This window comes from Rhodococcus sp. USK10, assembly GCF_019378875.1.
In the GTDB taxonomy this organism is placed as follows: Bacteria; Actinomycetota; Actinomycetes; order Mycobacteriales; family Mycobacteriaceae; genus Rhodococcus_F; species Rhodococcus_F pseudokoreensis.
Window position 1 is genome coordinate 480014 of sequence record NZ_CP076047.1, and the last position, 14047, is coordinate 494060.

Annotated in this window: 8 protein-coding genes and 1 pseudogene; 8 read left to right on the top strand and 1 reads right to left on the bottom strand. The window is 58.8% G+C overall.

Going from position 1 to position 14047, the window contains the following annotated elements:
* Positions 1–22: 22 nt before the first annotated feature.
* On the bottom strand, positions 23–2152 hold the full coding sequence (locus tag I1A62_RS02920; RefSeq protein ID WP_219453973.1) for an acyltransferase family protein: 2130 nt from the start codon (positions 2150–2152) through the stop codon (positions 23–25).
* A 2560-nt stretch (positions 2153–4712) separates the two neighbouring features.
* Here I1A62_RS02920 and I1A62_RS02925 point away from each other — a divergent pair.
* From I1A62_RS02925 to I1A62_RS02960, 8 genes and pseudogenes are all read left to right on the top strand, one after another.
* Positions 4713–5444, top strand: a pseudogene (locus I1A62_RS02925) (sugar phosphate nucleotidyltransferase); the annotation flags it as partial.
* Entirely contained in the window at positions 5441–6685 is a 1245-nt protein-coding gene (manA, locus tag I1A62_RS02930; RefSeq protein ID WP_219453975.1) for a mannose-6-phosphate isomerase, class I, read from the top strand. The pseudogene I1A62_RS02925 and the gene manA, both read left to right, overlap by 4 nt.
* A 139-nt stretch (positions 6686–6824) precedes the next feature.
* Entirely contained in the window at positions 6825–7727 is a 903-nt protein-coding gene (locus I1A62_RS02935; protein WP_219453976.1) for a UTP--glucose-1-phosphate uridylyltransferase, read from the top strand.
* A gap of 395 nt (positions 7728–8122) precedes the next feature.
* Entirely contained in the window at positions 8123–9643 is a 1521-nt protein-coding gene (locus I1A62_RS02940) for a sugar transferase (protein WP_219453978.1), read from the top strand.
* A gap of 31 nt (positions 9644–9674) precedes the next feature.
* On the top strand, positions 9675–10652 hold the full coding sequence (locus I1A62_RS02945; protein WP_219453980.1) for a glycosyltransferase: 978 nt from the start codon (positions 9675–9677) through the stop codon (positions 10650–10652).
* A 6-nt stretch (positions 10653–10658) separates the two neighbouring features.
* A complete protein-coding gene (locus tag I1A62_RS02950) occupies positions 10659–11588 on the top strand; it encodes a glycosyltransferase (protein WP_219453982.1) in 930 nt (309 codons plus the stop codon).
* Positions 11589–11642: 54 nt separating this feature from the next.
* Positions 11643–12683: a nitroreductase family protein gene (locus tag I1A62_RS02955; RefSeq protein ID WP_257890390.1), complete on the top strand. Its 1041-nt coding sequence runs from the start codon at positions 11643–11645 to the stop codon at positions 12681–12683.
* Complete coding sequence (locus tag I1A62_RS02960) at positions 12680–14023, top strand: hypothetical protein (RefSeq protein ID WP_219453984.1); 1344 nt, start codon at positions 12680–12682, stop codon at positions 14021–14023. Before I1A62_RS02955 ends, I1A62_RS02960 begins: the two co-directional genes overlap by 4 nt.
* The last annotated feature ends 24 nt before the right edge of the window (positions 14024–14047 follow it).

The window sequence follows — 14047 nt, forward strand, 5'->3', positions numbered from 1 at the left end:
CGTGCAGTCTGCGCAGCGATGCTCACGCGATTAATGCTACGAGCCGGTCTTTCATGAACGGTGCAAGGGTCTTCGCGTAGGTTGCAGTCAGGTGTCCGCCGGTATCCCGATACGCAATGACACCACCAACGATGCTGGGGCACCAATTACCCGCGCAATACAAATCATTCATATCAAGCACTTCGGCCCCTGGAGTTGCGGACGCAGCGGCGATCAGCGGGTCTTCATCGAAGAATGCTTCTTGTCGACTTTGGCCGCAACGCTTGAGGTCACCGGATGAGGCGCCAAATCGCGTAACGCAAGAGAGCATCTCGTCGGAAACGGCCGGGTTGTCGGCTACCGCAATGATCTTCGTTCCCCGTGCAGCCACAGGTGCCCATGCATCCTTATATGCTTCTATCGCAACTGGCCCGTCTCCTCCGTATTTGCGCGAGGACGTAGTCAAAATCACGTCGTAGGGTTCTTCGGTAAGGAGAGCATTCTGGGTCGTCTTCATTGCTTCTTCGCAGTCATCAGAAACATCATCCCGCCACTGGCAAGCCCACCCCACGTAAGCCGTCACGTGCCAGTTTTCGGAGACCATGAATTCGCCCAAGGCGGGCAGTAACATTGCGGCATGGGAGTCACCGATCAGTGCGACGCGGAGGGCATCGTCCTTTGTCGACCCGAAGCTGCACCGCGGCATTGATTGCCCCTCGCCGCGCCAGCATGAGTACGCACCTTGAGTGTCCTTCGCGAACCGGTCGACAGATGGAGCAAGAGAGGCGACCTCGATGTCGGTGGCGCATCCATTGTCCGGAATCGCGAGAGCGGCAGCGCCGAAACATGGATCGATTGCGGGTCCGGCAGAATCCACAACCTGTGCTACCGCGAGAGTTTCGCTTGCCTCATTCAATCGTGAATTTCTATCAGATATCTGCATCGCCAGGAGGCTCGCGCAGAGGAGCGACACCAACAGGAATCCAGCCATCGACCAAGACTGCGGACTGATTGCGAAGGTGGCGCCACCTCGTTTTCGTACTTTTGTGTCCACCTCAAGCCACTTCGACTTGTGGATGGGATTTTCGTAGAACGTGAATGAGATGTGCGAAAGGCTCAGCGCGAGAACGGCTGCCAAGATGTAGTAGGTGACGTTCGCTGGCATCAACGCCGCGAGGAGCACGATGACCGGCCAGTGCCACAGGTACAGGGAGTAACTGACGTTGCCAAAATAGAGAGCGAATGGATTAGTGAGTGGCTGCATTCCGCGAACTTCGGATCCATGGAAGGCAGCTATTACGAGCATGGTCGAAAGAACGGGCAGTGCGGCGCCTGGTCCAGGAAACTGGGTTCTCTCGGAGATGACGAAGAGCGAAGAGAGCACACCCGCGAGTCCGACATACGCGAGAATCGGTCGGACAATTGTGTGTGGAATTCGTGCCAACGCAGGCCCCGCGATCGCGACCAGCGCGCCAGCCCCCAGTTCCCAAACTCGGGTGAAGGTGGAGAAGTAGGCGGTTGTGGGTTCGCTCGCAGATTGAACCATCGCCCAGCCGAATGACAGGGCAACGACCGTCAGCATGGTAGCGGCTAAGGCCGAATGCCGGACTGATGACCGGCCTCGCCGGTGCGCTTTTCTTGTCAGCCAGAACAGGCCGAGGAGCAATACAGGCCAGACGAAGTAGAACTGCTCCTCAATTGAGAGTGACCAGAAGTGCTGAAGAGGAGATGGGGGCTGACCCTCTTGAAAGTAGTCAGTTCCTGACTGCTCGAATCGCCAGTTCGCCAGGAAGATAGCTGCCCACAGGCCGTCGACGAGGGTTTCTTTCGCACGTATTGCAGGAAAGATGATGTAACTGAAAAGTACAGTAACGGCAAGGACGAGCACAGCTGCCGGAATGATTCGGCGAACCCGTCGAACATAGAAACGTCTGAACGAGAGCCTGCCAGTCTCCCCGCGCTCGCGAAGGAGTAGTCCGGTGATGAAGAACCCACTTAGAACGAAGAAGATGTCGACACCGACGAAGCCGCCTGAAGGCCACCCGAAAAGGTGGTCGAAGAGGACCGCGAGCACGGCGACTGCGCGCATGCCTTGAAGATCAGGTCGAAAACCGGCTCGAGGCTTCTCGCGGCGCTTAGCGCCTCGCCGGTCCTGCACGTCAGTGTCAGTCATCAGTGGTCCCCCTGTGTTCTGGCTCCGTGCTCTTGTGTCTCCGGTGCCTTCTGGTCTATGCGAGTCGCTGCTCCGGCAGAGATATGGCGCGAGGTCTCGCTTACCACCCTGGCGACAACGTCGACGCACGAAGTCTCACGGTGCATCATGCCGCACCCGTGCATGGTCCGCGTCTTGGCGGTCCAGAAAATTCTCGGTTAGGTCATTCGGCTGAATGACATAGGTGGACGGCCCCGGTTGCCCCCGCCTGAGGAGTTGCGATTCTACGACTGCACGGCGAAAGCGTGATCGAACTGCCATGAACCTGTCCGGGCTCGCATGTGTCTTCACTTTCGTTGTGCAATCCGGGCCATCACTTCAATGAGGATGCCGCTGAGTGACCTCGGTCTCGGTGCAGTGGGAACTCTGCGATCAATCCCAGTCTTCGATGTCGGCCGAATCTGGCAGACGGCGTCATTGAAAACCGCTGAACTTGTCGCGCAAAGTCGTCGATCCGCCTATCGGCTCGAACGATGTTGACTGAGGTTCGATGCATCGAGCTGCGTTCTGCGAGAGGAGGGCTCCAGCGGTTGAGGTTGTCGGTGGGATCTTCGCCCCACGGGTGAACCGTCCCAGGGTGACGTGGTCCGGGCGTGGCAGGTCGTGTACAACCTCGCCGAGTCCGCGAGTTGCAGGTCATCGCGCAACCGTGCAGTGATCGGACGTCAAACTTCGGTGGGAACGACTCTCACATCGATGTGAGAAAGGTTGAGTCGCAGCCGCCACCAGCGAGGCCTGCCTCCCGTTGTACCTTCCAGGAATACGGACTCGGCCGAAGAATAGTCCTGAAATAAAAGGATTGTTTGCGTCAGCCATTGGCCGGCCCCCGAGGTTCAGGAGCGAAGGCATGACGTGGCGGGACCACCGGATCGAATCCGGACGTATGACCAGAGCCGTCGATATAGCAGCGGGGGCAGTGAACTCGGATCCTTACACCCGTTCGGCCCGCCTGTCATACGTACACCGACTCGTGCGAATAGATGAAGCGTCGGAGTTGCGGGGGCGGGCGGAACGGGTTCCGAAGCTGTCCTGGATCGAGGATCGCCGCGGCGCAGGCCGAGAACCACGCCGCCGCGCTGGTACGTCCGAGTTGCCTTCTGTACGTGCCAGAGGTGCACCGTTCTCAGTCGTCGAATGAGCGGTCGTGGCCTGGCTTTTCCGTAAATACTCAGTCCTTAAGTCGGAATTGCTTAAGAAACATGTTCACAGGTGTCGAAACGAGTAGGCATGCGCAAGTGCGATGCTTAAAGCTACGATTGGTCTGGTTTGAGGTCATCTTTCCGGGTTCAGGATGGATTTTGGTGTCGTGTACTGTGCTCGCCTGCCTGGGGATTGATGTAAATAGCTGAAACGGCAAGTCGAATGTGATCAGCCCTCATGCCCGCATCACGAAGGGGGTCGGATCGCGAGAGAAACTTCGTGCCCGCGGCTCCTTCGCTGTTGCAAAGTCTTTCAAGTCGTGTAGAAAGAACGAGTGCCCGGCAGGGGTACGGATCGAGATTCTGACACCATCGCCTCGGCAGGAGTGAAATATGTCTGTAGATTTCGCCAGCATCACGGAATTGATCAACTTCTTTGCTTCGTTCCTGACCTTCGGCTCGGAGGGTGGGTCCACCGGAGTGTAGGTCCGCCACCGATCTGAAACTGGGGCACACGGGAACACTGTGTGCCCCAGTTTTCATGCGTTGACATTCGGTGTCGGCCCAGCCCAGTCATCCGACGTGTCGCCAGATCCGTGGAAGGTCGATCCACCGCACGGGCCCCGATTGGCGGACGGAGCGGCCGCGGTTACTTGCGTGACCGGGGCTACGCGGCGGTCTGGTCGGGCGGCCCGCCAGTCCGGCTCTAGTGCCGGCGGGGAAACTTTTCACGCCGATCTTTCTGCCGGGCTGCTCTCCCGATCAGTATTGCGAGTGGTATCGACAACAGCACCCACGCCATGACGATCCAGATTGTCCACCACCACACGACATCAGTATGCCGCACCTGAGAGGGCATCAGGCCTAATGTATCCGGGATTCGTACCTGCGGAAATGCTGAGAATTTCCAGGTCGATCGCTGAGAATGCTGGCGGGTGATCACCAGGATCCCGTCCATGAGCGAGATGCGGCGGGCACCGTACATGCTCGCCCACGGGTTCGCCAGCGTTTCGTGTGACCTCTAGTATCAGATGCCCCGCGCTGCAGTGTCATTCACTCGATATACACATCCGCTGACCTGCGATAGAGGGGCTTCATCACCCCCTTTGTGCGGACGATGTGAAGCTGATCACTTGATGTCTCAACTCGGGGGTCCGCGTGCGAACATCGACGCGGCAGCAAACACCAGGCGATCGTCGTCTTCGCAATGTCGTGAGAACACACGAGCTCGCCAGTCAGGATGGATCGAGCTCGGAAGGCGAACGGTGACTGCATTCGATGTTTCACCTGACCCGTCTCGGGCTCCGGAGAACGCAGCGGCGCTCGCAAGGAAAGGCAGTGGGCCGTACAGTCGCCGCGAGTCGCAGGCCGCTTACATCCGCGGCACCGATGTGCGGGCTGTTCTACAGACGCACGCGGAGGCCGATGCCGACGTAACGCTGCACCTGGTTCGGGCGGGTGATCCGCGCCCGTTCGGCTGCGTGCAGACGGACTCCAATGGCCGGGTCACCGCTTTCCTTGAGAAGACGCAGGATCCCCCGACCGACCAAATCAACGCTGGATGTTTCGTCTTCCAGCGGGAGTGGATCGAGAAGATCCCATCCGATCGCCCCGTGTCGGTGGAACGCGAGGTGTTTCCCGCATTGGTGTCCGGCGGGACGCGGGTATTTGGCCATGTCGATTCCGCCTACTGGCGAGACATGGGGACGGTAGACGATTTCGTCGCCGGGTCGGCGGATCTGGTTCGCGGAATCGGGCCGTCGCCCGCGCTGAGCGGTACGCGCGGCGAGTCGATCGTCCATCCGACTGCCACGGTGGCCCCGGGCACGGTGTTGATCGGCGGCACGGTGCTCGGTGCACGGGTAACCGTCGGTGCGCGTCTAGACGGAGCCGTGGTGTTCGACGGTGCCCGTGTGGAAGCGGGCGCGGTGATCGAACGATCGATTCTCGGGCACGACTGCCGCATCGGTCGGCATGCACTTGTGCGCGATTCGGTGGTGGGAGACGGCGCCGACGTGGGCGCTCGATGCGAATTGTTGCGCGGAGCCCGTGTCTGGCCCGATGTGGCGTTGCCGGGTGGTGGCGTCCGATTCTCACGAATGTCTGACCGATGAAACGCCTTCACGGAGCAATCCGCTCGTATGAGTGGGGCTCCCGCACCCTGCTGGCGGAGCTCACTGGACGACCCTCGCCGTCCGATCGGCCTGAAGCCGAACTCTGGCTCGGCGCGCATCCAGCAGACCCGGCTCGCGTGGACGACGCGGGATCCGACATCTCACTTCTTGACGTGATTTCGGCCGACCCATTCGGGCAACTGGGGGCGGCCAACGCGTCCCGGTTCCGAGGTCGCCTTCCGTTTCTGCTCAAGGTGCTCGCCGCGGAGGACCCACTGTCGTTGCAGGCGCACCCAAACTCCACGCAGGCACGTGAAGGGTTCGAACGCGAAAACGCAAACGGTGTCCCGCTCGACTCGCCAGCCCGCAACTACAAGGACGACCACCACAAACCGGAACTTGTGGTTGCGCTGACGAAATTCGAGGCGCTCGCCGGGTTCCGCGACGTGCGGCGAACCGTCGCGTTGCTCCGAGCGCTGGATGTTGAAGAGCTGGACCGGTGCGCGCAACAATTGGAAGCTCAGACAAGCTCCTCGGGTGTGCGCGCGCTTTTCACGCAGTGGATCACGGGCGACGAACACCCGGCGACTCTGATCACTGGTGTAGTCGAGGCCTGCCGGCAATACCTTTCGACCGAGCGCGACGGAGCGGAGGGGGAATTCGCGGCCGAGGCGCAGACCGCGCTCGACCTGGGGGTCAAGTATCCGAATGACCCCGGTGTCTTGATCTCGCTGCTGCTCAATCGGATCACGCTCGAACCGGGGGAGGGCCTGTTTCTCGCGGCCGGAAATCTGCATGCATACCTTCGAGGCGCGGCCGTCGAGATCATGGCCAACTCGGACAATGTGCTGCGTGGCGGTCTGACCCCCAAGCACGTTGACGTGCCCGAGCTGCTGAAAGTCCTGGACTTTCGGCCGGCGTCCATGCCGGTGGTGCGTGCGGACGGTGATGGTCGTGACAACAGACGTCTGTACCGCACGCCGGAGACAGAATTCGAGCTCACCCGACTGCACCTCGACACGAGCACGAGTAGTACGTCGGCAACCACAGCGACACTCGGCGCCGGAAGCCCACGAATCGTTCTCTGCACGGCGGGATCGACCGTCCTCTCGTCCCACTGCGACTCACTTGAGCTGAGTGCGGGCCAATCAGCGTGGTTGCCGGCATCGAACCCGGCGGTGACTCTCGCACCAGCACTGCAGCACGCCCAGGTCTTCGTCGCCACGATCGGCTCCGGATGATGCGGACTCTCCTCGCCGCCAAGGAGTCTGCGCTCACTTGCAATCGATAAACCTGGACAACCGACCAGTGTGACGGTCGGCCCACGCGTAGGAGTCATGACACCGCTGCTCATTCAACTTCTTCGAGAAAGGCACAACCATGGGGGAATCGGATTCGACGGGATTTCGCACGGCTGTCGTGCCCGCCGCGGGAATGGGAACGCGATTTCTGCCGGCGACAAAGACGGTCCCCAAGGAGCTACTTCCTGTGGTGGACACGCCCGGGATCGAGCTGGTGGCAGGCGAGGCTGCCGAGTCCGGGGCAGAGCGGCTGATCATCGTGACGGCACCGGGCAAGGACGGCGTGGTGGCGCACTTCGTCGAAGACTTGGTGTTGGAAAACAACCTTGCTGCCCGGGGAAAACACACTCTGCTGGAGAAGGTCCGCAAGGCGCCGGGCCTCCTCGCGGTGGAGTCGGTAGTCCAGCAACAACCGCTGGGGCTCGGCCACGCGGTTGCTTGTGCTGAAGCGGTGCTGGGCGACGACGAGGACGCGATCGCGGTGCTGCTGCCGGATGACCTGGTGCTGCCGAACGGCGTGCTCGATGTCATGTCGCGAGTGCGAGCCAAGCGTGGCGGAACGGTGTTGTGTGCCATCGACGTCCCCAAAGAGGAGGTGAGCGCATATGGAGTCTTCGACGTCGAGACGGTCCCCGATGCCGTGAATCCGAATGTATTAAGGGTGAAGGGCATGGTGGAGAAGCCGAAACTCCAGGACGCACCGTCGACTCTCGCGGCCGCCGGCCGTTACCTCTTGGACAGGGCGATCTTTGATGCGCTCCGACGAATCCGCCCGGGAGCGGGCGGAGAGTTGCAGTTGACCGACGCGATCGCGCTGCTCATCACGGAAGGGCATCCCGTACACGTCGTGGTTCATCGGGGTCCTCGGCACGACCTCGGCAATCCCGGCGGGTTTCTCCGGGCGTCGGTCGACTTGGCGCTCAGCCACCCCGAGTATGGGGCGGACCTGCGGACATGGCTGGAGCAGAGGGTCAAACGCTAGCGCTGTTCCGTTCGTTCCCTTGCCGTTTCGGCGGACCTTCCCCTGGTCAGAGCAACGTTACCGTATTGTTACTGCCCGGTACGGTGTGCGCAAAATACTCGAAGATCGGAAACGGTGCCAGCAGTCGGGGCTGAGGTCTGCCCGCGGACTAGTCTCCGAGTGCGTCACTCTAAGCGCAGATCCTCTGGTTGACCAGGGTCGAAAGTCCCTCTCGCTGAGGAAAAATCGGCAGTGTGAATCGCATCACTCCGGGGCGTCTCAAGTGTAACGAGGCGACCACAAGTGCGATTATTAGCTGGCAGCAAAAACTCCCGGGGGGCGGACTTCCTCTACCGCCACGCAGGTCGCGAGACAGTGACGCTCGCTAACTCTTTGGTCCTAGTTGGAAGGTTCAGATGGTGACGTCGTTCGGTGTCTCGCTCGACTCCGCAACCCCCGGGGGCACCACGTCCCCATCGGGTCTCGACGGCAGACTCAGCGGCAGGCGTGCCTGGCAGGCCGCGTACATCCGGCGGTTGTGGGTCTCGGACACGGTGATCGTTATTGCCGCAGTAGCGCTCGCGCAGTGGGTCCGGTTCGGCGACAGCGGCGTCCTGCATACCTCATCCTTCCCTCAAACACTCAGCTACGCGCTGGTGTCTGCCTTGCTCGTGTTGTCGTGGCTCGCCACGCTCATCATCTTCCGGACCCGCACGAGTCGCGTGATTGGTAGCGGCCCGGATGAGTACCGGCGCATCTTCGTCTCCACCGTCAGGCTGTTCGGCCTGATAGCCATCGTGTCGCTTCTGTTCCGCCTCGACCTTGCGCGTTTGTATCTCGCCCTTGCCTTCCCAGTAGGGCTGGTCGGTCTTCTGGTCAGCCGCTGGGTTTGGCGTCGGGTGATCGCTCGCAAGCGCTCGCGCGGTGAGTTCCAGACCTCTGTGCTTGTGGTAGGAGGTGAACGCGCGGTGCGCAGTTTGGCCGAATCGTTCGAGCGCGGCACGGCCGACGGTTACAAGGTGGTCGGCATGTGCATCCCAGGGCACACTGGCGCCCGAAACGACAAGATCGTTGTCGGAGAGCGTGATATCCCTGTGTTTGGCGACGAGAGTGACGTAATTCGCGCGTTGGGATTCTGCCACGCTGATACCGTTGCCGTGACAGCAACAGAGCACCTCGGGCACGAGGGTATGCGCTCCCTCGCGTGGGACCTCGAGCCACATCATGTGGATCTGGTGGTTGCGCCGGGCATGATGGATGTCTCGGGGCCAAGGTTATCGATGCGGCCGGTGGCCGGGTTGCCCTTGATCCATGTGGAGAAGCCGCAGTACCACGGCGCTCAGAAGTTTTCGAAGCTTTCCTTCGACTACGTGTTTGCAGCCCTTGCGCTGACTCTCGTCAGCCCAGTGATGATGGCGGCTGCGCTTGCGATCAAGCTGACCAGCAGGGGCCCAGTGTTCTACAAGTCGGAGCGAATGGGATTGGACGGTAGGCCGTTCCCGATGCTCAAGTTCCGCAGCATGGTCGTGGACGCGGACAAGCAAGTGACGTCGTTGATGAAAGCGAACGAGGGCGCCGGCGTGTTATTCAAGATGCGCGAAGATCCCCGAGTGACGAAGGTGGGGAAGTTCCTTCGCAAGTACAGCCTCGATGAGCTGCCTCAGTTCATCAATGTTCTACGCCGTGAAATGAGTGTGGTCGGCCCCCGGCCTCCTCTGCGCCGCGAGGTTGAGGCATACGACGGCACTGTGGCGCGCAGGATGCTCGTGAAGCCTGGAATCACTGGTCTGTGGCAGGTGAGTGGGCGGTCCGACCTGTCGTGGGAAGAGACGGTCCGCCTTGACCTTTCGTATGTGGAGAACTGGTCCATGATGGGCGATGTCCTCATTATCGGAAAGACAGTTAGGGCGGTGGTGGCTGGTGACGGAGCGTACTGATCCAAGAGGGGCACGCGGCAGACAGCGGCGGATGGGCAAACTCGACTCGTTATCGTTCTCAGGGGACAACGCATTGCAGAATTCAAACCGGCGTCTTGTACTTGCTGCTTCGACTGGTGGTCATCTTGCGCAGCTCGATAAGCTCGCAAGTCAGCTAGGAGCCTCAGATGATTCGCTGTGGATCACCTTCGATACAGCTCAGAGCCGATCGCTCCTTGAGGGGCGGGATGTCATGTATGTGCCCTACATTGCTCCGCGCGATTGGAAGGGAATTGTCCGTGCATTCGCGCAAATCCGAGCAGAGTTACGGCGTCGTCCGGGAGTATACGAAGAAGCGGTTAGCACTGGAGCAGCTTTGGCGTTGGCTGCACTCCCCGCTGCCAGGGTGGTGGGGATCGACGCACGCTACATTGAGAGCGTCTCCAGGACACATGGTCCGTCGCTGAGCGGTAAGTTACTTCATTCATCTCGGCTGACCGAGCTGCAGACCCAACATTCCAGCTGGGCTGGCGGCCGATGGGCGTATCGCGAAAGTGTAATGAATAGCTTCTCGGCCAAACGAGACCAACCGAGGGCGACAAGTCCCCGCTTGTTCGTGACGTTGGGCACGATCCGGCCCTACCGCTTCGACGCGATGATTGACGCCGTCTTGAAGACTGGTTTGGCCACACACGAGACGAACTGGCAACTTGGTTGCACTCACCGGGACGATCTTCCAGGGAACGTGGCGGAGTCCGTCTCCGACGGCGAGTTCGAGGCAATGATAAGGGAATCTGACGTCGTCATAACGCATAGCGGCGTCGGAACCATTCTGCGGATCCTTGAACTTGGGAAGAGTCCGATCGTGATTCCCCGTCGCCGGTCCCGTGGGGAGCACGTTGATGATCACCAGGCGCAAATATCTGAGCTTGTTAGCCGAGAAGGCTTAGCAACGGCTGTTGAAGCACCCGCGCTGACGGCCGAGGATATCTATAACGCAACCGAATTTCGAATTCTTCAACAGGAGTGATGTGGTTTGTTCATAAGCTGGGTAGACCACCACGGCCGCAGCGAGGCGCTGGCCCGAAAACTTGGAATGGAGACGTTCTTCCTGTCTCCGGATCATAAAGATCGGGTGTTGCCAATAAGATACTGGCAAGCGATGAAGGAAACTCGCGCAGCAATTTTGTCCAATCAACCAAATGTCATCATTCTTATGCTCCCACCCGCGCCAGCGTTGTTGACAGTTTTGATGTCCATGGGCCGTGGGACGCGTCTTATCGCGGATCTACACACAGGCTTTTTCAGCGACCGAAAGTGGAGGTGGTTCACGCGGTTAGGGCTTTGGATGCTCCGAGGCTCCACCGTCCTGGTCACGAACGAGGCGCTACGTGAGCGTTGTGCAGCGGCTGGGGTGGACGCCCTCATTATGCACGATCTACTCGAAGCGACGTCGAGTTCTGACGGTGATGTGGTGCGCGACGGCCCAGTCCTATGTCCTCTCAGCTACGCGAACGACGAACCAGTTAGCAGTATTCTCCAGGCGGCGGCGGAGTGCCCAGAGCTAACCTTCATATTGACAGGGAAGGCTTCTGAGCGGATAAAAATGTCGGCGCCGGCCAATGTGCGCTTTAGTGGATATGTTTCTGCGGGCGAATATCGCGACCTCGTGGCTAGTTCGCTGGCGGTTGTTGCGATGACGACACGAGATTTCACGATGCAACGGGCAGGTTATGAGGCGCTAATGGCGGGAAAGCCGCAGGTGACGGCAGACTTCCCTGTTCTTAGGGAATTTCTTGGCGAGGCCGCGCTGTATGCGGTACCCGACAGTGCCGCCCAGATTGCCGCCGCAATACGAGAAATTAAAGCCGACCCAGTTCATTATTCTGACTCGGCATTCAAGGTTTTAGAAGCGGCGATTGGCGAGCAGGGAAGAACACTCTCGTCATTACAAGAAATTGTCTGACTCAGCCTTACGGGGTGGACAATAAGCAAAAGGATGGATGCAATCGTGAGAACGATGACTAAACACATTCGCGCGTATGCGAAGCGGCTGCGTCTACTTCGTGATGCGCGGTCGGGTGTCCTTCTTGTGATGTCGTATTGGTCAGACATACAGCGCTTTCGGCATGGTTCGGGGACCTTCTCCGCTGACCGGCCCAGGGTTCTAGAGGCTCACGTAATTATGGACTACCACAGGGTCGAGAAGGGCCTAACTCTTCCGGAGCCCCGTCCTTGGTTTGGACGGGATACCGTCGAGCGGTTAGTGAGGAACTGCTCGCTCTATATTGCCGGGTCCACAGCAGACGCGAAGATTGCTGCAGCAGCTATCGGAGCGCTCACGGCCTATCAAGAGCAGTTTGACGACGGCCGATGCGAATGGTGGAACGCAATCTCCCACAATGTGGCTGACCTGCAGCGTCTCGTGTCCTCAGACCGAGAGAACTATGGCGGGGTGGAAGCATCCTTTGACCGGCTGTCCAAGCTACGCTTAACAGAGGAGTGGAAATTCTCCGCGCTCGCAAATTCGCGTAGCAGTGTGCGAAACTTCGGGCCTCAAATCGTCGGTGACGACATCCTCTTACGCGCGATAAGAACTGCCCAGACTGCGCCCAGTGTGTGCAATCGTCAAAGCGGTCGCGTGCGTTCATTTAAGCGTGGGAGTTTCGCAAGCGGAATACTGGCGCTACAGAATGGTAACCGCGGATTCGGTGACACAGCCAGCCATGTACTGGTAGTAACAAGTGATCTGAACGCGTTTGTTACGCCCGGGGAACGAAACCAAGCCTTTATTGATGGTGGAATGTTCGCCATGACGCTTGTTTATGCGCTGCACGACCTCGGAACCGACTCCTGCTGTCTGAACTGGAGCACGGTGAAGAATGAGGACGATGCACTACGCAGGTATCTTGATCTTCCTGACGATGAGATTGTCATCATGCTGATTGCCGTGGGATATGCGGCCGATGGAGCAAAGGTCACGCGATCGCCTAAGCGAGACATTTGGCAAGTCTATTCGGCTGGAGATCCGTTGAGTGTGGCTACGGAGTTGGTGGAATGACCGCCAGTCCAGCGTGGGTGCCAGTAGGCACCTCATCAGGTTCGGATATGCAGGAATTGAGAGTTGGTGGTGCTGTTCACGCACTTGCTTTCTGTCTGGCGCTGATTCCGACGCTTGCGGGAACCCGCCGAGGACTACTAGTACCAGGTCTACGCATTTCCGAGGCCGTTTCTTTGGCGCTCCTAGTGATCGTCGTACTTCTGTTTCATCGTCAGATGAAGATTGGTGGCGTCGTCACATGGGCGCTCTTCGTATACGCATCCCTGATTTCGATTGTAACTGCGTATCATTGGAGCAACTCTAGCTATCTGGGCATTTCGGACTTCCTAAACTACGGATTGGGCCCAGCGACACTCGCTGTGATATACGTCGTTTCGTACGCGGTAAGCCAGGTACGGGGCGTGCTGACCCTGACCATCAAGTACCTATTAACGATGGCTGCCTCGATGGGCATCCTTGGCGTGATGCAGACTCTTGGTATTCAATCGTCAAGGACTTTCGGATCGTTCATGACTGGAAACGAACGGCTGGTTCATCCTATAAACTGGAAGATTCCCAGAAGCACCGGCGTATTCCATGCCTGGCATGCGTACGCCAGTTTTATGGCGCTCAGCCTGCTATTAGCGACGGCCTGTATCGTATACTCAGTTCCACTCTTTAGGCATAAGTTGACTTCGCTAATTATAGCTGCATGTATTGGCGCCGGGCTCATATCGAGCCTCACTTTCGGAATGATTATTTTGGGTGCAGCCGGGTTTTCTTTCTTTGCTATTCGCAATGGCAAGAAAATATATGTTCTTGGCGCATTAGTTGTAGTCTTCGTCGTTCTTCGATTCACTCCGGCGTCAAACAACATTTCGGGTCGAATCGATCAGCAGGAAACCGCGAGCGAGTATTCATACCTACCGCAAACGATCGCGTTCAGGATCGGTGTCTGGAAGCGCGACTACTTCCCGCTTATTCAGGGAAACCTGTTGTTCGGCCACGGGCCCGTCGGGCCTGACGCAAGAGTATTCACGTACGTGGAGTCGATGTATATTTATCTATTGCTAATAGCCGGCATTCCGGCCTTGATGGCCTTTATTTATCTCATCGGAGCTGTCGCATGGCAGGCCCTAAGGAGATGGAAATCGATGGCTGGGATAAATGCGAATCCAATCAAGGCGGTGGCGGCGGCAACCTTCATATTTGCGGTTGGACTTATGCCCCTAATGCTCATCCATCCATACATGAACGACGCTGGCGGGTCCCAATTGCTAATCGTGCTAGTAGGTCTATCATATGTAGCTTCGCGCGGGCCGGCTTCTGGCACTAGTGCTCTATTGGGCGAGGTTCGCTGAAATGGCTGGTGTTAAGCAGGGACT